The organism is Actinocrinis puniceicyclus (assembly GCF_018283645.1).
Classification (GTDB): domain Bacteria; phylum Actinomycetota; class Actinomycetes; order Streptomycetales; family Catenulisporaceae; genus Actinocrinis; species Actinocrinis puniceicyclus.
Genome location: NZ_JAGSXH010000101.1, coordinates 1 through 21,335, shown reverse-complemented (window position 1 = coordinate 21,335; position 21,335 = coordinate 1). Strand labels below are relative to the sequence as shown.

Sequence of the window (21,335 nt, the reverse complement as noted above, 5' to 3'; positions counted from 1 at the left end):
CCGCGGTACCGGTCGTGGCTGCGGGTGCGGGCGCCGGGCCGGTCGCGGAACCCGGCGCCGCGGCGGAGCCGGTGACGCGTCCGTGCGGCGTCGCGCCTCCCGCGGCGACGCCCGGGGACGTCGCCGCGCTCGTGGGCGCCGACCTGTTGGGCATGCCCGGTATCGGCAAGAGCGCGCCCGGCGGCATCGGCCCCCCGAGGAAGCTCAACGCCACCGCCACGCCGTAAGCGCACAGGACGCCGAAAAAGCCGACCGCCGAGCGCCTGATCCAGCGCCGCCGGCGACCGGATGCGTCCACGAATACCGGCATGGTGCTCGTCGGGTCCGCGGGACTCACCCGGGAAGGTGCCGGTACGGCGACACGCCGCGCCGCCACCTGCTCTGACGCTTTTACCGCCAACTCGATCCTCGCCTGTCCGTTCCGTATATATGCGGGCCTGTGACGTCAGGGGGATGGGTGGCGCAACGTCACAGGCCCGCGACGAGACGCGGCGCGAGGGGTCTGGGTCGCGATGGTCCACGCGCGCCTGCTCGCGAAACAGGGACCGATGGCGCCGATAGCGTTACATCCGATCGCCCCGCGCCCGGCGTCTTCGCGGCGTCCCGGCGCCTTACGCGCCCGTGGACGGGATCGGCTGCGAGGATGGTCGGGATCGGATCTCCCGGCCCCTGCCCGGGGTGCATGTGAAGGAGCAGCACATGGCCACACCGCCCGTACCCGCCAGGATCGACACGTTCCTCGCGCGGCCGAACCCCGCCGTGATCGCCACGGTGCGGCCCGACGGCCAGCCGGTCTCGGTGCCCACCTGGTACCTGTGGGAGGGCGGCCGGGTCCTGGTCAACATGGACGAGGGCCGTAAGCGCCTGGAGTACCTGCGGGCCGAACCGAAGGTGGCGCTCAGCGTGCTCGCGGACGGCGACTGGTACTCGCACGTCAGCCTCACCGGCCGGGTCGTCTCCCTGGAGGACGACCCGCAGATGGCCGACATCGACCGCATCGCGCGCCACTACGGCCTGCCGGGCGGCTACCCGACGCGCGACCGCGGCCGGGTCAGCGCCTGGATCGAGATCGACTCCTGGCACTCCTGGGGGGCACTGCAGGACACCGGAGCCTGACCGCCGTGGCCGCGCCGCGCAGCGCGGGAATCCTGCTGTTCCGGCGCGACGGCGCCGGAACGCGGGTCCTGCTGGTCCACCCGGGCGGCCCGTTCTGGGCGCGCAGGGACGAGGGCGCCTGGTCGATCCCCAAGGGCGAATACGAGCCGGACGAAGACCCCCGCGCCGCCGCGCTGCGCGAGTTCGAGGAGGAACTGGGCCGGCCGCTGCCGTCGCCCGCGCCACCGTCCCCGCCGCGCCTGATCGAACTGGGCTCGCTGCGCCAGCCCGGCGGCAAGCTGGTGACCGCCTGGGCCGCGCAGGGCGACCTGGACGCCGCCGCGGTCGTCAGCAACACCTTCGAGCTCGAATGGCCCCCGCGCAGCGGCAGGCTGCGCAGCTTCCCCGAGATCGACCGCGCCGCCTGGTTCACCGTCCCCGAGGCTCGCGTCAAGCTCCTGCGCGGCCAGCTGCCGTTCCTCGACAATCTGCTCGCCGCTCTGTGATCACTCTCTCGCGCCCGACCATCGCAGAACTCGATTATGGAGTACGTAGTCTGATTTCTGCGTCGAACCTCTTGCCCTATACGGGATCGGTGACGATATGGTACGACACGCCCTTGGTAGGCCCGGGGGTATTCACAGGCCATACGGATGCTTATTAGGGTTGGGCTCCGGGTAACTATCGGCTGAACTAGGTGAGACGGATGGTGACCATGAGCTGGCAGGGACTGCGTAGCGCCCAGGTGGCGACGGAACGCGGTAGCGGCCCGGCGATCCGCAGGTCCCCCGGCTTGGCGATCGACGCGCGTGCCGCGGGGCACACCCTGCGCGGCGGCAGGCAGGTGCTGCGTCCGGTCTCGCTGTCCATCAGGCCTGGCGCGCTGGTCGCGATCATCGGGCCGAGCGGCGCGGGTAAAACCCTGCTGCTGGACGCCCTTGCCGGAGTGACCCTGCCGACCGAGGGAACCGTCCTGCACGACGGGGCGACCTGCCGGCCGCGCGACGACCTGGCCGTCGCGCCGATCGGCTACGTACCCCAGGACGACATCATCCACCAGTCGCTGCCGCTTGACCGGACCCTGCGTTACGCGGCGCGGCTGCGGCTGCCCGCGCGCACCAGCGACGAGCAGATCGACCAGGAGGTCGCCGAGGTCCTGGCCGCGCTCGGCCTGACCGGCCAGGCCGGCACCCGCGTGCGGCTGCTCAGCGGCGGCGAGCGCAAGCGCGCCAGCATCGCGGTCGAACTGCTCTCCCGCCCCACCGCCCTGTTCCTGGACGAGCCGACCTCCGGGCTCGACCCGGCGATGTCGGCGGACCTGGTGGACCTGCTCGACCGGATCGCCGCGGCCGGCACCACCGTGGTGTTCACCAGCCACAACCCGCAGGACCTGGCCGGCTGCGACATGGTGCTGGTACTCGCGGCCGAGGGGCAGCTCGCGTTCGCCGGCTCCCCGGCCAACGCGCTGGCGCACTTCGGCGCGAGCGTGTTCGAGGAGATCTACCGAGCGCTGGCCGCCGAGCCGGACCCGCGGGTCTGGGCCGAGCGGATGCCGTCCGGCGCGGCGACCGCCGTGCCCGTGCGCGGCACGCGCATGGCTCAGGTGGGCGGGCCGGCGGTGGCCCCCGGCCGGCGCCTGGGCTCCTTCGGCCAGTGGCTGCTGCTCACCGGCCGCGGCGTGGACCTGCTCACCCGCAGCAGGCTGACACTCGCGATCCTGCTCGGCTCGCCGCTGATCATCATCCTGATGTTCCTGATGATGTTCCGGCCCGGCGCGTTCGACACCGCGAACCCCAGCCCGAACACCTCGATGATGATCGTGTTCTGGATAGCCTTCGGCGGGTTCTTCTTCGGCCTGACCTACGGCCTGTCGCAGATCTGCGACGAGTTCGCGATCCTGCGGCGGGAACGGATCATCGGGGTGCGCATCATCCCCTACCTCGCCTCGAAGTTCACCCTGCTGCTGCCGATTCTGGCGGTCGTGGACGCGGTGCTGCTGGTGACGCTCAGCGGCACGGACCGGCTGCCGGCGCTCGGCGCCGGCGACTGGGGCCGGATGTTCGCCACCCTGCTGCTGTGCTCCGGCGCGGCGCTGACCCTGGGCCTGCTCGCCTCGGCCGGGGTCTCCTCGCCGTCGCAGGCCACGCTGATGCTGCCGATGCTCTGCTTCCCGCAGGTGCTGTTCGTCGGCGCCTTCCTGCCCGTGCCGGTGATGGCGCTGCCCGGCCGGGCCCTGAGCTACCTGATGTCGAACCGCTGGGCCTTCGACGCGCTGGGTACCACCGCGGGCCTGCCGCAGCTGTGGCAGAACGGCGGCTCGCCGCTCGGGCCGCCGCTGCTCAAGTCATACGGGGACACCTTCGACGGCTCGGTGCCGAGGGAGTGGATGCTGCTGGCCGGTTTCACGCTGCTCTTCCTGATCGCGGCCGGCCTGGTGCTGGCCCGCAAGACGCCCAGGCGGCGGCGAACCAGCCGCTGAGCCCGGGCGACGCGGCCGCAGTGCGACGCGGCCGCGCCCGCGCACCGGCGAACCAGCCGGAACGTCAGTCCTTGCAGACCTCCGCCACCCCGGGGCGAAGAGATGACAAAGATCCTTTCCAAGTCCGGCAGCCTGCTGCAATCCGATGAGCCGGCCCGATTCCTATCCGACTATCCGCAGTACGAACGCACCAGGATCCTCGACGAGGCACGCCGCACCGAATATGCCCACCTGGACCGCAGTGGGCATATATACCTGGATTACACCGGTTCCGGTCTGGCCGCGGCGGCGCAGTACCGGGCGCACACGGAGCGACTGACCGACCAGTGCTTCGGCAACCCGCACTCGGAGAACCCGGCCTCGCGGGCCTCCACGCAGAGAGTGGAGCGGGCGCGCGCGGCGGTGCTCGCGCACTTCAACGCCGACCCGCGGCAGTACACCGCGATCTTCACCGCGAACGCGACCGGGGCCTGCCGCCTGGTCGCGGAGGCGTACCGCTTCGAACACGACAACCGCTTCGTGCTCACCTTCGACAACCACAACTCCGTCAACGGGATTCGGGAGTACGCGCGCACGCGCCGCACCCCCGTGCACTACGTCCCCGGCGACGGCGTCGAACTGCGCACCGACACCGCCACGGTTCGTGCCGCGCTGTCCAAGCACATGATCGGCCGGCGCGGCCCGGCCGGGCTGTTCGCCTTTCCCGCGCAGAGCAACTTCTCCGGGGTCCGCCACCCGTTGGAGTGGGTCGAGCTGGCGCACCGGCACGGTTTCGACGTGCTGCTCGACGCCGCCTCTTACGTGCCGACCAGCCCGCTGGACCTGTCCGCGGTGCAGCCGGAGTTCGTCGCGGTCAGCTGGTACAAGGTGTTCGGTTACCCGACCGGGATCGGCTGCCTGATCGCGCGGCGCGACGCGCTGGCGCGGCTGCGCCGGCCGTGGTTCTCCGGCGGCACGATCCAGGCGGTCAGCGTGCAGGGCGACTGGCACGCGATGGCCCCGGACGAGTCGGCGTTCGAGGACGGTACGGTCAACTTCCTGTCCATACCGGATGTCGAGTTCGGCCTGCGTTGGCTGCACAACCTGCGCCTGGATCTGATCGACGAGCGGGTGAGCTGCCTGACCGGCTGGCTGCTGCACCGGCTCGGCGGCCTGACGCACGGCAACGGGGCGCCGATGATCCGCATCTACGGACCGCGCGACACGAAGGACCGCGGCGGCACGGTCGCGTTCAACTTCCTCGACCCCGACGGCCGGATCGTCGACGAGCGGCTGGTGGAGCGGGAGGCCGCGGCCGCCCGCATCAGCGTGCGCACCGGCTGCTTCTGCAACCCGGGCGCGGGCGAACTGGCCTTCGGCATCGGGCGCGGCGCGTTGCGCGGCCGCATCAGCCGGAAGGCGCGCAGCATCGACGAGTACCTGCACTCGCTGCGGCTGCCCAGCGGCGGTGCCGTGCGCGTGTCGCTCGGCATGGTCTCGAACGTCGCGGACGTCGAGGGCTTCATCGACTTCTGCGAGCGCACCTACCGGGACAGGCAGGCCGACAGCGAGGGGCTGCCGCCGCGCGAGCGCTGCTGAACCGGCGCGCGTGTGCGCCCGACTTGCGTTCGGGCGCACACGCGCGGCAAGGCGGCGGCCCGGCCGCCACGGACGGCGGCTCACCAAGGCCGGGCGGGCCGTAACACGCGACGACGTTTACTCGTAGCATGACATCAGTGCACGTATCCCATTGCCTTCGGCGGGGCAGCCCAGCTTCCTCGTGCTCGGCCGGCCGCCGCGGCATATGGGCCTCGCCGGCCGCGACCGGACCCGGCCCGGCGCGGCCCGGCGCACAAGATCCAAGCGGGCGGCCTGCGCCGGGCGCAATCCGGTGCGCGCCGCCCGCCGCCCGCGAAGTGCCTGATCAGCCGCCGGTCCGCAGGGAAATTCAGGCCCCGGGTGCCTCGTCGGTCTCCGGTGGCGAGCGCGCAGAAGCTTGACAGCGCCGAAACGAAGCCGTAAACAACCACTGTCCGGAGAGCGCTCTCCCACGCACAGGCACAGTGTCACCCGCGTCACCCGCGTCACCCGTCAACGACGACACCCGGCACGGACCGGGCCGTTCCCGGCACCGCCTTGCCGTGGTCACGGCCCCGGGGCCCCGCGCCGGACCGACAAGCGCACCTCGCGCTGGAGGGAAAGCACCATGCTCGTCATACCGCGTATCGGCAAGCGGGCCGAGCGCCGACCGGCCCCGCCTCGGCGGCGTTCGGTCCTGACCGTCACCGCTCTGCTCGCCGGCGGCCTGACCGGGGCGGCGGCCGTGACCCTGACCGCCGCGCCGGCAGCCATGGCCGACCCGGCGCCGCCCGCCCCGTCCGGCTGGACCACGGTGTTCAGCGACGACTTCGCCGGCGCGGCCGGCTCGGCGCCCTCGTCCGCGAACTGGTTCTACGACATCGGCACCGGCTACGGCACCGGCGAGAAGGAGCAGACCACCAACTCCACCGGCAACGTCTACCTCGACGGCAACGGCCACCTGGTGCTCAAGGCGATCAACAGCGGCGGCACCTGGACCTCCGGGCGGATCGAGAGCACCCGCGACGACTTCCAGGCCCCGCCCGGCGGCGAACTGGAGATGACCGCCTCGATCCAGCAGCCCAACCCGGCCTCCGGCCTGGGCTACTGGCCCGCGTTCTGGGCGCTCGGCTCGCCGATGCGCTCCGGCGGCGGCTGGCCGCAGTCCGGCGAGATCGACATGATGGAGGACGTCAACGCCCTGAACGAGGCGTCGCAGACCCTGCACGACTCGGCCAACAGCCCCGGGCACGGCCTCATCGCCTGCCCGAACACCAGCTCCACCTGCCAGACCGGCTACCACACCTACTCGGTGATCATCGACCGGACCAACACCAGCGCCGAGCAGATGCAGTACCTGATGGACGGCGTGGTGGAGAGCACCATCACCGAGTCCTCCGTCGGCACCGCGGCCTGGCAGGCCGCGATCGACCACGGGTTCTTCATCATCTGGGACCTGGCGATGGGCGGGAACTACCCCGACGGCGTCTCGGGCACGACCACCCCGACGTCCGCCACGACCTCGGGCGCGTCCATGAGCGCGGCGTACGTGGCCGTCTACGAGAAGGGCGGCAACTCCACCCCGACCGCGACCGTCACCGCGAGCGGCGCGGTCAACGGCATCAACGCCCTGTGCCTGACGAACCAGAACTCGCTGAACACCGAGGGCAACCCGATCGGCGTGAGCTCCTGCAACGGTAGTGCGGGCCAGAACTGGGCCACCTACAGCGACGGCACGGTGCGCGTCCAGGGCGGCTGCCTCGACGTGGTCGCGGCCGGGACGACCAGCGGCACCAACGTGGACTGGTACGCCTGCAACGGCACCAACGCGCAGGTCTGGAACCACCAGTCCAACGGCGAGCTGGTCAACCCGAACTCAGGGCTCTGCCTCACCGATCCCGGGGCCGGCACCGGCTCCCGGCTGGACATCGAGACCTGCACCGACTCGGCGCAGCAGCAGTGGACCGCGCCGACCGGCGGCGGCGCCGGCAACACGGTCACCGTCGCCAACCCGGGCAACCAGAACTCGACCGCCGGCACCGCGGCCAGCCTGCAGATCAGCGCCGGCGACTCCGCCTCCGGGCAGACCCTGACCTACAGCGCCTCGGGCCTGCCGGCCGGCCTGTCCATCAACGCGTCCACCGGCCTGGTCTCCGGCACGCCGACCACGAGCGGCACGTCCAACGTGACGGTCACGGCGAAGGACGGCACCGGTGCCTCCGGCTCGGCCTCGTTCACCTGGACCGTCGGCTCCGGCGGGGGAGGGGGCACCTGCGGCGCGGCGAACATCGCGCTGAACAAGACCGCCACCGCCTCGTCGCTGGAGAACGCCTCCTTCCCCGCGTCCGCGGCCGTGGACGGCAACACCGGCACCCGCTGGTCGAGCGGCTTCTCCGACCCGCAGTGGCTCGAGGTGGACCTGGGCGGCACCCAGTCGATCTGCAAGGTCTCGCTGAACTGGGAGGCGGCGTACGCCACCGCGTTCCAGATCCAGACCTCGAACGACAACGCGACCTGGACGAGCATCTACTCGACCACGACGGGCACCGGCGGTGTCCAGAACCTCAATGTGAGCGGATCAGGGCGCTACATCCGGATGTACGGCACCGCGCGCGCCACCCAGTACGGCTACTCGCTCTGGGAGTTCCAGGTCTACGCGGGCAGTTCCACCACCGCGACCCCGGTGACGGTCACCGCGTCGCAGTACTCCGCGCAGAACTCCACCGGAACCGAGCCGACCTCGGACACCGGCGGCGGCAGCGACGTCGGCTGGATCAACTCCGCCGGCTGGCTCCAGTACGACAACGTCAACTTCGGCTCGGGGCTGACCGGCAACGTGGCCGCCCGCATCGCCTCGGCGGTGACCGGTACCGGCATCGGCACAATCCAGTTCCGCCTCGACTCGCTGACCGCGGCGCCGTTCGCGACGATCCCGGTCAGCGGCACCGGCGGCTGGCAGAACTGGGTCACCGCCGGCCCGGTCGCCGGCTCGCCGGTGCCCACCGGCTCGCACACGCTCTACGTGACCTTCACGACGAGCACCGGCGGCAACTTCGTCAACGTCAACTGGTTCACTTTCAGCTGAGCGCTGACACCTGACGCGGACGCACCGTACGGCGTCCGTGAGCCGAGGGGCGCGGCCTTGCCCACAGGCCGCGCCCCTCCGCGCGATCATTGCTCGAACGTGGTCTCGCGCGCTGTCTTCTCCCAGGCGAGAATCTCGCTGCGCACGCCGTCGGCGTGGGCGAGCAGCGCGTCCACGGCGTCGCCGCCGAGCGGGAGCCGCAGCGGCGTGTCCTGGGCTTCGAGGGACGCGATCACCGCGGCGGCGGCCCTGGCCGGGTCGCCCGCCTGCCGCCCGTCGCCGCCCTCGACGAACGTGCGGGTGGCGCCGACGGTGACCTCGTAGTCCGGGATCCGGCCGCTGGCGCTCGCGTTGCCGAACAGCCCGGTGCGAAACGCCCCCGGCTCCACGATCAGCACCTTGATTCCGAGCGGCCGGACCTCGTCCGCCAGCGCCTCCGAGAAGCCCTCCAGGGCGAACTTGGTGGCGCTGTAGGCCCCGAATCCGGCGAAGGACATCTGCCCGCCCATGCTGCTCAGCTGCACGATCGCGCCCGACCCGCGCTCGCGCATGTGCGGCAGCACCGCGCGCACCAAACCGGCCGGTCCGAAGAAGTGCACGTCGAACAGGTCGCGCAGCTCCGCGTCCGTGGTCTCCTCGGCGGCCCCCACGTGCGTGCGCCCGGCATTGTTGACCAGCACGTCGATCCGTCCGTGCCGCGCGACCACGTCGGCGACGGCGGCGCGGCCCGCCTCCAGGTCGGTCACGTCCAGGCGCAGCGCCTCCACCCGGTCGGGATGGGCGGCGACCAGGTCGGCCAGCGCCTCGGGCCGGCGCGCGGCGGCCGCCACGATGTCGCCGGCCGCGACCGCGGCCTCGGTGAACGCCCGTCCGAAACCGCTGTTCGCCCCGGTGACAAGCCAGACTCTGTTCATGGTTGCGCTCCTCGTCGGTCCATCGGCTGTGAAACGAGTCTGCGTTGCGCGAGTGGCCGCGGTCCAAGATCTGCTGTGATAACCATGGGTTATGGACGTCCATGGCAGAGACCTGCGGTACTTCGTCGCGGTGGCCGAGGAACTGCACTTCACGCTGGCCGCGCAGCGCCTGTTCATCTCCCAGCCCGCGCTGAGCAAGCAGGTCCGCCTGCTTGAGAAAGCCCTGGGAGCGGACCTGTTCGCCCGCGACCGGCGCGGCGTGCGGCTGACCCCCGCCGGGGAGGCGCTGCTGCCGCATGCCCGGCGTGTCCTGGAAGCCTGGGCCGAGGCGCGCGCCGCGCTGGAACAGGCGCGGGCGACCGAGGAGACGCGGCTGGTCATCGGCATGAGCACGAGCCCCGGGCGCGGCGGCATGCTGCCCGCGGTGCGCTCCCGCCTCACCGAGGCCCATCCGGCGGCCGTGCTCGAGCTGCGCCAGGTGGGCTGGCAGGATCCGACCGCGGGGCTGGCCGACGGATCCAGCGACGTCGCCTTCGTCTGGCTGCCTGTCGCGGACCGGCGGCGCTACCGCTGGATCGTGATGGCCGCGGAGCCGCGCCACGTCGCCCTGCCGTCGCGTCATCCGCTCGCCGCGAAGGACGCGGTGGTCATGGCGGACCTGGTCGACGAACCCTTCCTCGCCCTGCCCGAGTCCGCGGGCGCGCTGCGCGACTTCTGGCTCGCCGCGGACGAAAGGGGCGGCCGGGCCGCGCGGATCGGCGCCGTGGTGAACAATCCCGACGAGACCTACGAGGCGCTCGTGGACGGCCGCGGCGTGTGCCTGGTCGCGCAGGGCAACGCGACGCTGTTGACCCGGGGCGACGTCGTCACCCGGCCGGTCACCGACATCGGGGCCTGTAACCTCGCGCTGGCCTGGAGGGCGGACGACGCCCGGCCGCTGGTCCGCGCGTACGCGCGCGCCGCGGCCGGGTACGCGAGGGCGGTCGCGGCGCCGGCGTGATCGGTGATCAGCGGACCGGGCCCGGGTCCAGTTCGCCGGTGAACCGGGTGATCGCCGCGAGTGTCGCGTCGGCGCGCTCGATCTGCGGGAAGTGGCCCGCCCGCGGGATCGGCTCGAAGCGGGCGCCGGGGATCGCCGCGCTGAATGCGCGCCCGTACTCCAGGTCTGCGATCCTGTCGCTCTCGCCCCAGACCACCAGCGCGGGAGTCTTGACCGCGCCGAGGCGGCCGCGCAGCTCGGGGTCGCACATCGTGGGGCCGCCGTAGAGCGCGATCGCCTCGCGGTTGGCCGCGATCGCGGCCTTGCGCTCGTCCGGCAGCGAAGCCGGATCGACGCGGTACGGCGCGGGATCGTGGTAACTGAGCGCCATGATCTGATCCACGGGCACGCCCGCCGTTTCGGCGATCGGGTGCCCCTCCACGGCGATGCCGACGGCGTTGAGCAGCACGATGCCGTCGATCCGGTGCGCGGCGCCGCCCAGGGCGAGCTGCGCCGCGATCCAGCCGCCGAGCGAGTTGCCGATCACGACGACCCGGGTCAGGTCGAGCCGGTCGAGCAAGGACTCGTATACCGAGGCCAGGCCGGCGGCGTCGCTCAGCGCGTCCGGGCGCGGCGTGCGTTCGAAACCGGGATGTGTCGGCGTGAGGACCCGTGTTCCGCCCTGCGCCGCGAGCGACCCGGCGAGACCGGCGACGGACAGCGGTCCGGCGCCTCCGTGCAGCACCAGGAACGCACGGCCCTGGCCGCGCTCGTCGATCGAGAGGTCCACCGGGCCCACACCGGGGACGGAAAGCCGGTAGGAGGAAGGCGTCGAAGGCTGGGTCATGGGTTCGCCTTTCAGGCTGCTGAGTCGGCGGCGTAGTCGATCGCCGGGACGGTGTGATAGCGGTGCATGACCCCGGCGACGGCCTCGTCGTCGAGCGGCTGCCCGGAGGCGAGCATGTCGCGCAGGTCCTTGAAGTACCGGACGTACAGGTCCGGAGTGAATGTGTTGATCATCACCAGCGGCTGATCGCCCGGGTTGGCGAAGCTGTGCGGTGCGCCCGGCGGCACCATCACGAGCGAGCCCGCGGGCGCGTCGTGGACCTGTCCGCCCACGGTGAAGCGGGCCGAGCCGGAGACGACGTAGAAGCCCTCGTCGTGCTGGGCGTGCCGGTGCTGCTGCGGTCCGGGCGAGCGCGGCGCGAGGGTGATCTCGGCGACGCCGAGCCGGTGGCCGGTCGTGCCGCCGTCCTCCAGGATGCGGATCCGGGCCGGGCCCAAGGCGATGACCTCGCCGCCGCTCGGGCCGACCACCGAGACCGGAACCATCTGACGCCTCCTTCGTGAGAGCTGACTCTCACGAAGATACGCATTGGCCGATGGTTCGCGCAAGTTAACTCTCATGAAGAGAGTGCGCTTTGACGAATGGCGCCGGCGGCGCGACGATGGTCCGGTGACGCACATCGACGACAGCGAGATCGCCGGGGGGCATCCCGAGCTGGCTGGGCGGCGCAGCAACCAGAAGTTGCGCACCCGCGCCGCCGTGGTCGCCGCGGCCCGGGAGCTGATGCGCGGCGGCGGGGAGGTCACCATGCCGGCGGTGGCGCGGGCGGCGCTGGTCTCGGAGGCGACCGCGTACCGCTACTTCCCGGATCTCAGCTCTCTGCTGCGCGAGGCGTTCGCGGGTCTGCTGCCGGACCCGGCCGAGGCGATGGCCCCGCTGGCGGGCTGCGCCGACCCGGTGCGCCGGATCGAGCACGCGACCCGTTTCCTGCTCGGTCACGTGCTCTCGTACCAGGGAGCGGTGCGCGCGCTGGTCTCCGGCGCGCTGACCCGCCGCGACGGGGTGCAGTTGCGCGCCGGCCTGCGTTTCGGGCTCATCGACGGCGCCTTGGCCCCGCTCGGGCGCGGGACGGACCCCGAGGCGCTGGCCGCGCTCAAGCGGGATCTGGCGCTCGTCGTGTCCGCCGAGGCGCTGTTCAACCTGATCGACCTGTGCGGGTTGCCGCCGCACGAGGCGGTCGACAGCGCGGTGCACGCGGCGCGCGCGCTCACCCGGGCGGCCCTCGACGCGGGTCTCGGACCGTCTGTTAGCGGGTCCTGACATTCGCGGCGTAATGCGACGACGGCGCGCGTGAGGCGCCGCTCAAGTCGCGCGTAGTCCGCCCGGACAACGGCCGGCGCCGCGATGCCGGAATCATGTCTCTCACTGCGCGCAGGCGGCGATCCGCGCGAGGTCGCCCGGAGAGAGGCGCAGCGCCGCGGCGGCGGCGTTCTGTTCCAGGTGGCCGGGATCGCCGGTGCCCGGGATCGCCAGTACGTGCGGGCCCTGATGCAGCGTCCAGGCGAGCTTGATCTGAGCCGGGCTCGCGCCGTGCGCCTGCGCGACGGCGAGCAGATCCTGGCTCTCGCGCTGTGCCGCGTCACCGGCCGTCGCAGCGCCCTGCTCGCGCCGCTCACCCGAGATGGCGAAGTAGGGCACGAAGGCGATGCCCTGCTCGCCGCAGGCGCGCAGCACCTCGTCATGCACACGCACGGCCGCGCTGAACTGGTTCTGTACGCACACGACCGGCGCGATCGCCTGGGCCTCGGCCAGTTGCGCCAGGTTGACGTTCGAGACGCCCAGATGCCGGATCAGGCCCGCGTCGCGCAGTTCGGCCAGCGCGCCGAAGTGCTCCGCGATCGAGTCCTGGCGCATCCGGCGAAGGTTCACCACCTCGAGGTGGTCGCGGCCGAGTTGGCGCAGATTCTCCTCCACCTGGCCGCGCAGCTGCCCGGGAGCGGCCGCGTACCAGTCACCGCCGGGGTCGCGGCCGGGGCCCACCTTCGTGACGATGACCAGGTCCCGCGGGTACGGATTCAGTGCGCTGTTGATCAGCTCATTGGCGCTGCGCAGCCGGGAGAAGTAGAACGAGGCGGTGTCGATGTGGTTGACGCCCAGTTCGACCGCGCGGCGCAGAACCCTGATCGAGGTCTCCCGGCCGCGCGGCTCGCCCTGGTCGAAGGCCGCGGTGCCGGTCAGGCGCATCGCGCCGAGCCCGAGCCGGTTGACGGTCAGATCGCCGAGAGTCCAGGTGCCCGCGGCCGCGGCCGCGGCGGCGGGCTTGTCGAAAGTCATGATCGCAGTCTGTCACGGCACGCTCCGTCGGCGCACCGACGGCTGTGCACGTGCTCTGACGCACGGTGGCGAACCCTAAGTGCGCGTTAAGGGGCATATACCGGCCAAGATCGATCGGCCCGGCGCCGTTGACTGCGTCGCCGTCTGTTTCCATACTCGCTGCAACCGCTGTCGTAAACGATTCCGGCCGCGCGCGGCGCCCGCGCGGCCTGAACCACCGCGCCGCGGTACGCACCGGCACGGGCAAAGCTGCCCGCACGCCTGCCCGTGCGTATGAGACCTCGAAGGAGATGGAGACCGTGCTCTCCCGCAGGAAGTTCATCGTGGCATCCGGTGCGCTGGTCGGCGGCGCCGCGACGGCCGGGGTCCTGTCGACCCGCGCCTCGGCGACCGCGCCCACGCTCACCGTCGCGCTGCAGAACGCGACCACGTCGAACACCGTCTACGCATACATCACCGGGCAGGCGATCGACAACGGCAACGCGCTGTTCCTGCTCCAGGCCGACGGCCGCACGCCCTACTATCCGTCCTCGCCCGGCTCCACCGGCGCCCCGCTCGGCGCGAACTGCGCGATCCCGCTCGGCGCGCCCGGCTCCACGGTCGACGTCACCATCCCGCACGTCGCCGGCGGGCGGATCTGGTTCTCCATCGGCGCCCCGATCACCTTCCTGCTCAATCCGGGCCCCGCGCTGGTCGAGCCCTCGGTGACCAACCCGGGCGACCCGAGCATCGGCGTGATGTGGGACTTCTGCGAGTTCACCTACAACAGCTCGCAGCTGTACGCGAACATCAGCTACGTCGACTTCGTCTCCGTCCCGATCTCGCTGACCCTGACCAACGCCTCCGGCGGGCGGCAGCACGTCTCCGGCCTGCCGGTCAACGGGCTCGACGCGGTCTGCAACGGTCTGATCGCGCAGAACAACGCCGACGGCGCGGGCTGGGACCGGCTGGTCGTCACCTCCGGCGGGCGCAACCTGCGCGCGCTGAGCCCGACCAACGGCATCGTGACGAACCCGTCGCTGTTCTCCGGGTACTTCAACGGCTACCTCAACCAGGTCTGGTCGAAGTACTCGACCACTCCGCTGACCGTGGACACGCAGGCGCAGTGGGGCACCCTGACCGGCCAGGTGGTCGGCGGGCAGCTGACCTTCGACGGGGTGGCCGCTTTCGCCATGCCCTCCAGCGCGGACATCTTCAGCTGCAACTCGGGCCCGTTCGCCCCCGGCTCGGCGGAAAAGGGCGCGCTGACCGCGCGCATCAGCGCGGCGCTCAACCGCTCCACCCTGCTGGGCGACCCGAACCAGCCGGACGGGGAGAACCCGGCGAACTACTACACGAACTCCGTGACCAACCACTACGCGCGGATCGTGCACGCCGCGAACCTGGACGGCCGCGGCTACGCCTTCCCGTACGACGACGTGGTGCCGAACGGCGGCACGGACCAGTCCGGTGCCGTCAACGACGGCAACCCGGCACTGCTGACGGTCGCGGTCGGCGGCGCGGGCGCCTACAGCTCCGGCGGCGGCACGCCGGGCCCCAGCCCGAGCGCGTCGGCGAGCGCGGCCGGCGGCGGTGGCGGGAGCGTGAGCGCTTACTCGACGATCCAGGCGGAGAGCTACACCTCGCAGTCCGGAACGCAGAGCGAGTCCTGCTCCGACGCCGGCGGCGGCCAGGACGTGGGCTGGATCGCGAACGGCGACTGGCTCGGCTACGCGAACGTGGACTTCGGCAGCGGCGGCGCGACGCAGTTCAGCGCGCGCGTCGCCTCCGGGGCGGCCGCCGGGGTCAGCGGCCTGGTGCAGGTCGCTCTGGACAGCCCGAGCGCCGCCCCGGTCGGCAGCTTCGCGATCGCGAACACCGGAGGCTGGCAGAGCTGGACCACGGTCCCGGCGAACATCGTCCGGGTCACCGGGGTGCACACCGTGTACCTGACCTTCGCCAGCGGCCAGCCGGCCGACTTCGTCAACGTCAACTGGTTCACCTTCGCCTAGTGTCCCGCGCCGGAAGTCCGCCGTGAAAATCGGCCCCCGCATCCCGCCTGGCCGCGTTGCCGAAACGCCCGCAGACGACCCACTGCGTTGATTGAGCACCGCGAGGGTGTTCCGGCGCCTTGCCAGCCGGGCGCGGATGACCGGACGTGCGCAGCCAGGTCGAGCAGAGTCACGCGACGGATTTCCGGCGCGGGACACTAGCGGCGACGGGGTAGCCACCGGTCAGTCACGGGCCGGCCACCAGCTGCTCGCCGGGCGGGACTCGTCGCGCCCGCCCGGCGACCGGGCAGCCCTCGGCCTGAGCCGGGTGAATCCCGCCTCAGCTTGAGAAGTCCTGCGTCATCCAGACCGTGCCGGAGCCGTCGCGGGACACCGCGATGCCGATGTGGTGGAACGAGCCGCTCAGGATGTTCTGGCGGTGGCCGTCGTTGGGCGGCTTCTCGTCGAGCATCCCCTGGGTGAGCCCGACGGCCATCTGCGCGATGGCGGCCTGCGTGTCGGATACCGGGCCGCCTTCGCCTATGTTCTCCCCGGCGCTGGTCCACTGCACCCCGGCGGCGGTTTCACGCGCGCCGAGCGCCGGTTCGCCCGGGCACTGGTGCGACAGGCCGCAGCCGCCGGACATGGTCTGGTTGTGCTTGGTCGCGCTGCCGGTCAGACCCGAGGTGATCGTGTACGCGGGCAGCCCGGCCTGCGCTCTGGCCTGATTGATCAGGTCGAGCACCTGCTGCACCGCCGCGCTCTGGTTCGCGCCGCCGCCACCGCTCGTGCCGCCCGCCGCGGTGCTCGTCGCCGTGACGGGCGGCTTGCGCGAGACCGCGGCGCTCGGGCCAGGCTTCGCGGCGCTCGCGCTCGGCGAGGGCTTCGGGCTCGCTGCCGCGCTCGTGGCCGCGGTGGCCGTGGCCGGCGAGGAGCCGGAGGAGAGGGGCGCCAGCGCGGGCGCGGAACTCGACAGCGCGCGCGGCGGCCGCGCGGCGGGGGCCGGATGCCCGGACGCGACCGCGTACACGGTCGCCAGGCCGATGCCCGCGACCGCGGCGAGCGCCGTGACCGCGAGCAGCGGCTTGGTCGCGAGGCGGCCTATGTGCCCGGCGTGCGGTGCGACGCGGTGCGACGCGCCGTGCCTTCCACGGCGCCCGGGTATTCGCCCTTCAGGACCCGTGTTCGCCGGCGTCGTGACCGTCGCGGTGGCGATCGCCGCCGTATGCGCCACGCCGTGCGTGCAGGCGAGCATGTAGGCGGCGTAACCGGCGGGCAGCGGAACCAGGCCCAGCCCGGCCAGCAGCCGCTCGGCGGGCACCAGGTCCATCTCGGCGCTCGAACAATAGGTGCAGGCGCGCACGTGGCGCGCGAAACGCTTGCGCCACAACGGCGACTCCTGCCCGCGCCAGGAGCCCGCGGCCTGCGAGAGCCCGGGGCAGCGCGGCCGGGCGATGAGCGCGCGGACCACCAGCCGGGCGCCGTCGAGCTGCGCCTTCATGCGCGCGATGCGCACCGTGACGTGATGCGCGTCCAGATCCAGGGCTTCGACCAGCTCCGCGCGGGTCAGGTGCCCGGCGGTGACCAGCCACCACAGCGCGAGCAGGTGCCGGTCGTCGGGGTCCAGCCAGCGCGTGGCGAGCGCGGTCTCGCGGCGCTGCCCGGAAAGGCCGAGCTCGGCCAGCGTCAGGTCCACGAAGTCGGCGCCGGGATCCGCCAGCTGCTCGATCCGGTCCAGCGGCGCGGTGTCCCTATGGTTGCGCGCGTGCTCGCGCACCTGGTTCATCGCGATGGCCACCAGCCAGGAGCGGAACCGTTCGGGCCGGCGCAGCCCGCCCAGGCCGCGCACCACGCGCAGCATCGTCTCCTGCACGACGTCGTCGACGTCGCCGTGCCGGGCCAGCGCGCGGCCCACGATGTTGTAGACCAACGGCAGGTACCGCGCGACCAGCTCGTCCAGGCAATCCTGGTCCCCGTTCCGGGCGGCCGTCACCAGCCGCGCGTCCATCTGCCCGACCATACGCTCAACCTCGCATCAGACCGCTTCCATCCCCCTTCAGTCTTGGAGACCCCCAAGCTAGGCGCCGGGTCACAGAAATTCCACGTCCCGCGGGAAAAATCCCGCCCAAGAGATCCTGTGCGCCCAATCGAGACGCCGCTTGTTACTCGGCTGACGTAGAATTTACTCATGCAACTAACAATCGGGGGAGCCGGGGGTGCGCCGCCACGGCGCTCCCTGGCATCGGACGCGCGACGCGGACAGATCATCACAGCGGCGATCGAGGTGCTGGCCGAGCACGGCTACGCGCAGAGCACCTTCGCCCGAATCAAGCGCAAGGCCGGCATTTCCAGCACGCGGCTGATCTCGTACCACTTCGGCACCAAGGACGAACTGATGGACGCGGTCCTCGCGGACGCGGCCGGGAGCATGCAGGCGGCCATCGCCGAGCGGACCCGGTCCGAGAAGACCGCGGCGGGGATGCTCGACGCGCGGATCGAGGCGGAGCTCGAGTGGATCGCGGGGCACCTGTCCGCGGTGCGCGCCATGTACGAGGTCTGCATGAACGCCAGGAGCGAGGACGGGACGCTGCGTTTCGGCGTCGAGGCCACCGCGCAGGCCAACGTCGGCCAGCTGGAACCGATCCTGCGCGCGGGCCAGCGCAGCGGCGAGTTCCGCGCGTTCGACACGGTGCTGATGGCGTTGACGCTCAAGGCGGCCGTCGACGCGGCGATCGCGCGGATGACCTGCCCGCCGCGGTTGAGTCTCGCCGAGTGCGTCCGTGAACTGACCACGCTCGCCCGGCTCGCCACGCGGCGCGGCCCTGACGCGGATCGGGACCGGCGGTGACCGGCGACGAAGAGGCCGCGGCCGCACACCAGGCGCAGAGGCCGGCGGCGCAGGACTTGGCGGCCCAGATGGCGGCGGCCCAGATGGCGGCGGCCCAGATGGCGGCGCGCGAGCCCGCGGCGCGGACACCACCGTCGCGTCGCGCCGCGCTGCTGATCGCGCTTTGGGACATGGCCGCGCCGGCCGCCCTCTACTACGGGCTGCGGGCGGACGGCATCAGTATGTTCGCCGCGTTGCTGGCCGGCGCTGCGCTGCCGGCGCTGAGCTTCGCGCTCCAGTGGATTCGCCGGCGGCACCTGGACGCCCTCGGCATGTTCGGCGCCGGGATGATGCTGCTGGGGGTCGCCGCGTCGCTGATCGGTGGGGGCGCGCGGCTTCTGCTGGCCCGCGACGGATGGGTCACCGCGGTGGCGGGGCTCTGGTTCGCGGGCTCCGCGCGGGCGCGCCGGCCGCTGGTGTACTCGAGCGCGCAGCCGCTGCTGGAGGGTCGGTTCCGCTCGGACGGAACGCCCTGGGAAGTGCTGTGGGCCGATCACCCGGCGTTCCGGCGTATCTGGCGGGTCTCCACCGTCATCTGGGGTACGGCCATGCTCGGCGACGCGGCGGCGCGGATCGTGATGGCCTATGTGCTGCCCGTGGACGCGGTGCCCGCGCTCAACGCACTGCTCTGGCCGATCACCCTCGTCGCGCTCCAGGTCGTGAACGGCGCTTACTACGAGATCGCGGGACTGTGGCGGATCACCTCGGGCAAGGCCCGCAGCGGGGGCGAGGGCGCCGTGCCGCCGCCGGCGACCCGGCCCAAACAGTAAGAGGGACGGCGGGGCCTGCCGACAGGCGGAACGGCAGGCCCCGCCTAAGCACCGGACTGCGGCGTGGTCCGGGCCTGCTTCGGGGCGACGCGCACCCTGACCGCCACGCGCAACGGGCCGACGTGGAATGTCCCCGGTGCGGCGGCGGTGCGTTCGGGCGGGCGCGGTCTGGTCGAAATTGTGTTGCGTGACACCAAACTCCGCAAGAGTCATGACGAAATCATTGCCATCGTGTCACTGTGCCGGAAGAAATCGCAGGATGGCGAGATGGCACGGCTGTAGATTGTTCGATCGAGCAACGAAACTGTGCTAGACGACCGCCGCTCGACGGAGGCGGACGGCACCCCGTACCCGCCATCCGCACCCGTACCGCACCGCCGCGCCGCCTGCCGCGACAGCCCGCCGGGAGTACCTGGCGCTGAGTCAGCCCGGTTCGCCGCACGGGAGTCGTTCGCCTGGTCGTCCGCCCTATGGGGCAACAGCCGGTACCTGTTCGCACACCATCGGCCCGGTTACCTGCCGCGCGACCGTCCCCGCACCTACATTGTGCGAAGGACGGCGGTGCGCAGCGCACGGCCGTCCGGTAGCGAGGCACCGATGATCTACCGCAACGACAGAGAGGTGCGGCCATGACCAGGCTCCCCATCGCGGTACCGAGTCGCGCCGTGCGCGCGTTCGGCCTGCTGGCGGGCACCGCCGTGCTCGCGACGGCCTGCTCCTCCTCCGTCACGCCCGTGCCCACGCCCAGCGCGGTCGGCGGTTCCGGCGCGGCGGCGAGCCCGACCGGGTCGGCGACGCCGGCAGGCACCGCGACCGGTGCGGCCGTCGCGGCATCCGCGGGCGGCGGTGGCGCGGCCACGGCGGGCGCGGCGAGTGCCGCCGCCACCGGTCAGGCGGGCGGCGCGAGTACTTGCCTCGTGCGCTACCTGCACGCTGACATCGGGCTCAGCCAGGGCGCTGCCGGATCGGTCTACGTCAACATCACCTTCAAGAACCTCAACACCACGTCCTGCACGCTCTACGGCTACCCGGGCGTCTCGGCGGGCGCGGGCACGCCGGTGACCCAGGTCGGCCAGCCGGCGAACCGCAACCACGCGGTCAATCCGTCCGTGGTCACGCTCGCCCCCGGCGGATACGCCTACGCCACCCTCCAGATCGGCGACGCGCTCAACTACCCGACCGCGAACTGCCAGCCGCAGGCGACCTCGTGGCTGCTGGTCTATCCCCCGAACACCTCGAACCTGCTGTACGTCCCGTACAGCACCAAAGTGTGCACGACGAGCACGGTCAACCTGAGCATCCAGGCGGTGCAGGCCGGCAAGGGCGGCGGCTGACGACAGGGCCCGATGACGTGGCTCGATGACAGGGCCCTGCGTCGGCGCGCCGCCCAGCGCGGCGCGGCGCGCCTTGGCGCGGCCGGCCAGGCCGGTCTAGGCAGTGTTGGGGAATGCCTCAAGGGGCGAATCCGGTGATCGACTTCGCCTGGACGCACGGCCGAAACGTCCACAGACGACCGGTATGAGGACGCTCCGGCCGCGCGCCCATGCTCGTCGCTGACCGGATTCGCCATTACGATTCCGACAAAGCGGCGGTCGAATCGTTGCCTTGATACATTCCCCAACACCGCCTAGCCGTTGGTGGCCAGCGCCTGCAACCGCGAGTAGTAGCCGTTGAAGACGTCCTGGTCACCCGGCAGCGAACCGGACGAGGCGTACTGCCAGAACGTGTAGTAGCCCCAGCCGTTGGGCAGCGTTCCGCCGCCGCTGGCCGACCAGTTCGCGATCCACAGCGGGTCGTACGCCGCGAACCCGGAGTAGTTGCCGGTGCAGGTGCTCCACCAGTTGGTCGTCGTGTAGATCGGCGGGTACGCGTGCTCGCGCGCCGCGTATTCGTTCACGAAGTTCCAGATCCAGTTGACCATGCTCGACTGCGAGAGGCCGTAGCACTCGGATCCGTACGGGTTGTACTCGATGTCGAGCGCGCCGGGCAGGGTCTTGCCGTCGGAGGACCAGCCGCCGCCGTGCCCGATGAAGTAGTCGGCCTGGGTCGTCCCGGAGGAGTTGTTCGGGATCGCGAAGTGGTAGGCGCCGCGGATCACGCCGTAGTTGTACGAGCCGTTGTACTGCTGCGCGAAGTAGCTGTTGGTGTAGTACGTGCCCTCAGTCGCCTTGATGTAGACGAAGTCGATGTAGGGCGCGACGCCGGCCCAGTTGACGTTGCCCTGGTACGCGCTCACGTCGATCCCGGGCAGCTGCGGGACCGAGGTCGCCGGGATGACGCCGGAGCGGGTGGCCGCGGGCCGCGCGGCGCCCGGGTCGTGCGCGGCGATGGTCGAGCCCATGTAGTCCTGGACCGGGTGGGTGACCTGCTCGGGGTGGACCGGGGTGGGGTAGTGCGTCGGGCTGACCGGGACGCGCTGCCCGGTCACGGTGGTCGCCCAGCTCGTGCCCGCGGCGGCGGCCGCGGCCTGGGCGGGGC

General features: G+C 71.8%; 18 protein-coding genes and 1 pseudogene. 13 read left to right on the top strand and 6 right to left on the bottom strand.

Features of this window, described 5'->3' with window-relative positions:
• The 6 genes and pseudogenes from KGA66_RS22310 to KGA66_RS22285 form a co-directional block, all read left to right on the top strand.
• Window positions 1-227 (top strand): annotated as a pseudogene (locus KGA66_RS22310) (hypothetical protein); the annotation flags it as partial.
• 472 nt (window positions 228-699) lie between these two features.
• Entirely contained in the window at window positions 700-1,116 is a 417-nt protein-coding gene (locus KGA66_RS22305) for a PPOX class F420-dependent oxidoreductase (protein WP_211470236.1), read from the top strand.
• Between the two features lie 5 nt (window positions 1,117-1,121).
• Window positions 1,122-1,601, top strand: coding sequence for an NUDIX hydrolase (locus tag KGA66_RS22300; protein WP_211470234.1), 480 nt, complete (start codon window positions 1,122-1,124; stop codon window positions 1,599-1,601).
• A gap of 200 nt (window positions 1,602-1,801) precedes the next feature.
• Entirely contained in the window at window positions 1,802-3,574 is a 1,773-nt protein-coding gene (locus KGA66_RS22295) for an ABC transporter ATP-binding protein/permease (RefSeq protein ID WP_211470232.1), read from the top strand.
• 102 nt (window positions 3,575-3,676) lie between these two features.
• Entirely contained in the window at window positions 3,677-5,152 is a 1,476-nt protein-coding gene (locus KGA66_RS22290) for an aminotransferase class V-fold PLP-dependent enzyme (protein ID WP_211470230.1), read from the top strand.
• Between the two features lie 607 nt (window positions 5,153-5,759).
• Entirely contained in the window at window positions 5,760-8,216 is a 2,457-nt protein-coding gene (locus tag KGA66_RS22285) for a carbohydrate-binding protein (protein WP_211470228.1), read from the top strand.
• Window positions 8,217-8,302: 86 nt separating this feature from the next.
• Here the strand turns inward: KGA66_RS22285 and KGA66_RS22280 are convergent, their stop codons facing one another.
• On the bottom strand, window positions 8,303-9,130 hold the full coding sequence (locus tag KGA66_RS22280) for an oxidoreductase (protein ID WP_211470226.1): 828 nt from the start codon (window positions 9,128-9,130) through the stop codon (window positions 8,303-8,305).
• 91 nt (window positions 9,131-9,221) lie between these two features.
• Between KGA66_RS22280 and KGA66_RS22275 the strand changes: the two genes are divergently transcribed.
• Window positions 9,222-10,130 (top strand): LysR family transcriptional regulator, encoded by a 909-nt coding sequence (locus KGA66_RS22275; RefSeq protein WP_211470224.1) that lies wholly within the window; start codon window positions 9,222-9,224, stop codon window positions 10,128-10,130.
• A 7-nt stretch (window positions 10,131-10,137) separates the two neighbouring features.
• On the opposite strand, the gene KGA66_RS22270 is transcribed toward KGA66_RS22275, so the two are convergent.
• Entirely contained in the window at window positions 10,138-10,956 is an 819-nt protein-coding gene (locus KGA66_RS22270) for an alpha/beta fold hydrolase (protein WP_211470222.1), read from the bottom strand.
• A gap of 11 nt (window positions 10,957-10,967) precedes the next feature.
• Window positions 10,968-11,441 carry a cupin domain-containing protein gene (locus tag KGA66_RS22265; protein WP_211470220.1) on the bottom strand — a complete coding sequence of 158 codons (474 nt, stop codon included), beginning with the start codon at window positions 11,439-11,441 and terminating at the stop codon, window positions 10,968-10,970.
• 124 nt (window positions 11,442-11,565) lie between these two features.
• Between KGA66_RS22265 and KGA66_RS22260 the strand changes: the two genes are divergently transcribed.
• The gene (locus tag KGA66_RS22260; RefSeq protein WP_211470218.1) at window positions 11,566-12,216 is read left to right on the top strand and encodes a TetR/AcrR family transcriptional regulator; all 651 of its coding nucleotides are present in this window, start codon (window positions 11,566-11,568) and stop codon (window positions 12,214-12,216) included.
• A gap of 102 nt (window positions 12,217-12,318) precedes the next feature.
• Here KGA66_RS22260 and KGA66_RS22255 read toward each other — a convergent pair whose 3' ends face one another.
• A complete protein-coding gene (locus tag KGA66_RS22255; protein WP_211470216.1) occupies window positions 12,319-13,230 on the bottom strand; it encodes an aldo/keto reductase in 912 nt (303 codons plus the stop codon).
• A 290-nt stretch (window positions 13,231-13,520) separates the two neighbouring features.
• Between KGA66_RS22255 and KGA66_RS22250 the strand changes: the two genes are divergently transcribed.
• Window positions 13,521-15,221, top strand: coding sequence for a beta-1,3-glucanase family protein (locus KGA66_RS22250; RefSeq protein ID WP_246508293.1), 1,701 nt, complete (start codon window positions 13,521-13,523; stop codon window positions 15,219-15,221).
• A gap of 319 nt (window positions 15,222-15,540) precedes the next feature.
• Here the strand turns inward: KGA66_RS22250 and KGA66_RS22245 are convergent, their stop codons facing one another.
• Window positions 15,541-17,220, bottom strand: a complete 1,680-nt coding sequence (locus KGA66_RS22245) for a sigma-70 family RNA polymerase sigma factor (RefSeq protein ID WP_211470212.1) — start codon at window positions 17,218-17,220, stop codon at window positions 15,541-15,543.
• Window positions 17,221-17,388: 168 nt separating this feature from the next.
• On the opposite strand from KGA66_RS22245, the gene KGA66_RS22240 reads away from it, so the two are divergent.
• From KGA66_RS22240 to KGA66_RS22225, 4 genes are all read left to right on the top strand, one after another.
• The gene (locus tag KGA66_RS22240; protein WP_211470210.1) at window positions 17,389-18,048 is read left to right on the top strand and encodes a TetR/AcrR family transcriptional regulator; all 660 of its coding nucleotides are present in this window, start codon (window positions 17,389-17,391) and stop codon (window positions 18,046-18,048) included.
• Complete coding sequence (locus tag KGA66_RS22235; protein WP_211470208.1) at window positions 18,045-18,857, top strand: VC0807 family protein; 813 nt, start codon at window positions 18,045-18,047, stop codon at window positions 18,855-18,857. Before KGA66_RS22240 ends, KGA66_RS22235 begins: the two co-directional genes overlap by 4 nt.
• A 63-nt stretch (window positions 18,858-18,920) precedes the next feature.
• Window positions 18,921-19,139, top strand: a complete 219-nt coding sequence (locus KGA66_RS22230) for a C2 domain-containing protein (RefSeq protein ID WP_211470206.1) — start codon at window positions 18,921-18,923, stop codon at window positions 19,137-19,139.
• Between the two features lie 347 nt (window positions 19,140-19,486).
• Complete coding sequence (locus tag KGA66_RS22225) at window positions 19,487-20,191, top strand: DUF4232 domain-containing protein (protein WP_211470204.1); 705 nt, start codon at window positions 19,487-19,489, stop codon at window positions 20,189-20,191.
• A gap of 293 nt (window positions 20,192-20,484) precedes the next feature.
• Here KGA66_RS22225 and KGA66_RS22220 read toward each other — a convergent pair whose 3' ends face one another.
• Entirely contained in the window at window positions 20,485-21,198 is a 714-nt protein-coding gene (locus KGA66_RS22220; protein WP_211470240.1) for a GH25 family lysozyme, read from the bottom strand.
• Window positions 21,199-21,335 lie beyond the last annotated feature (137 nt).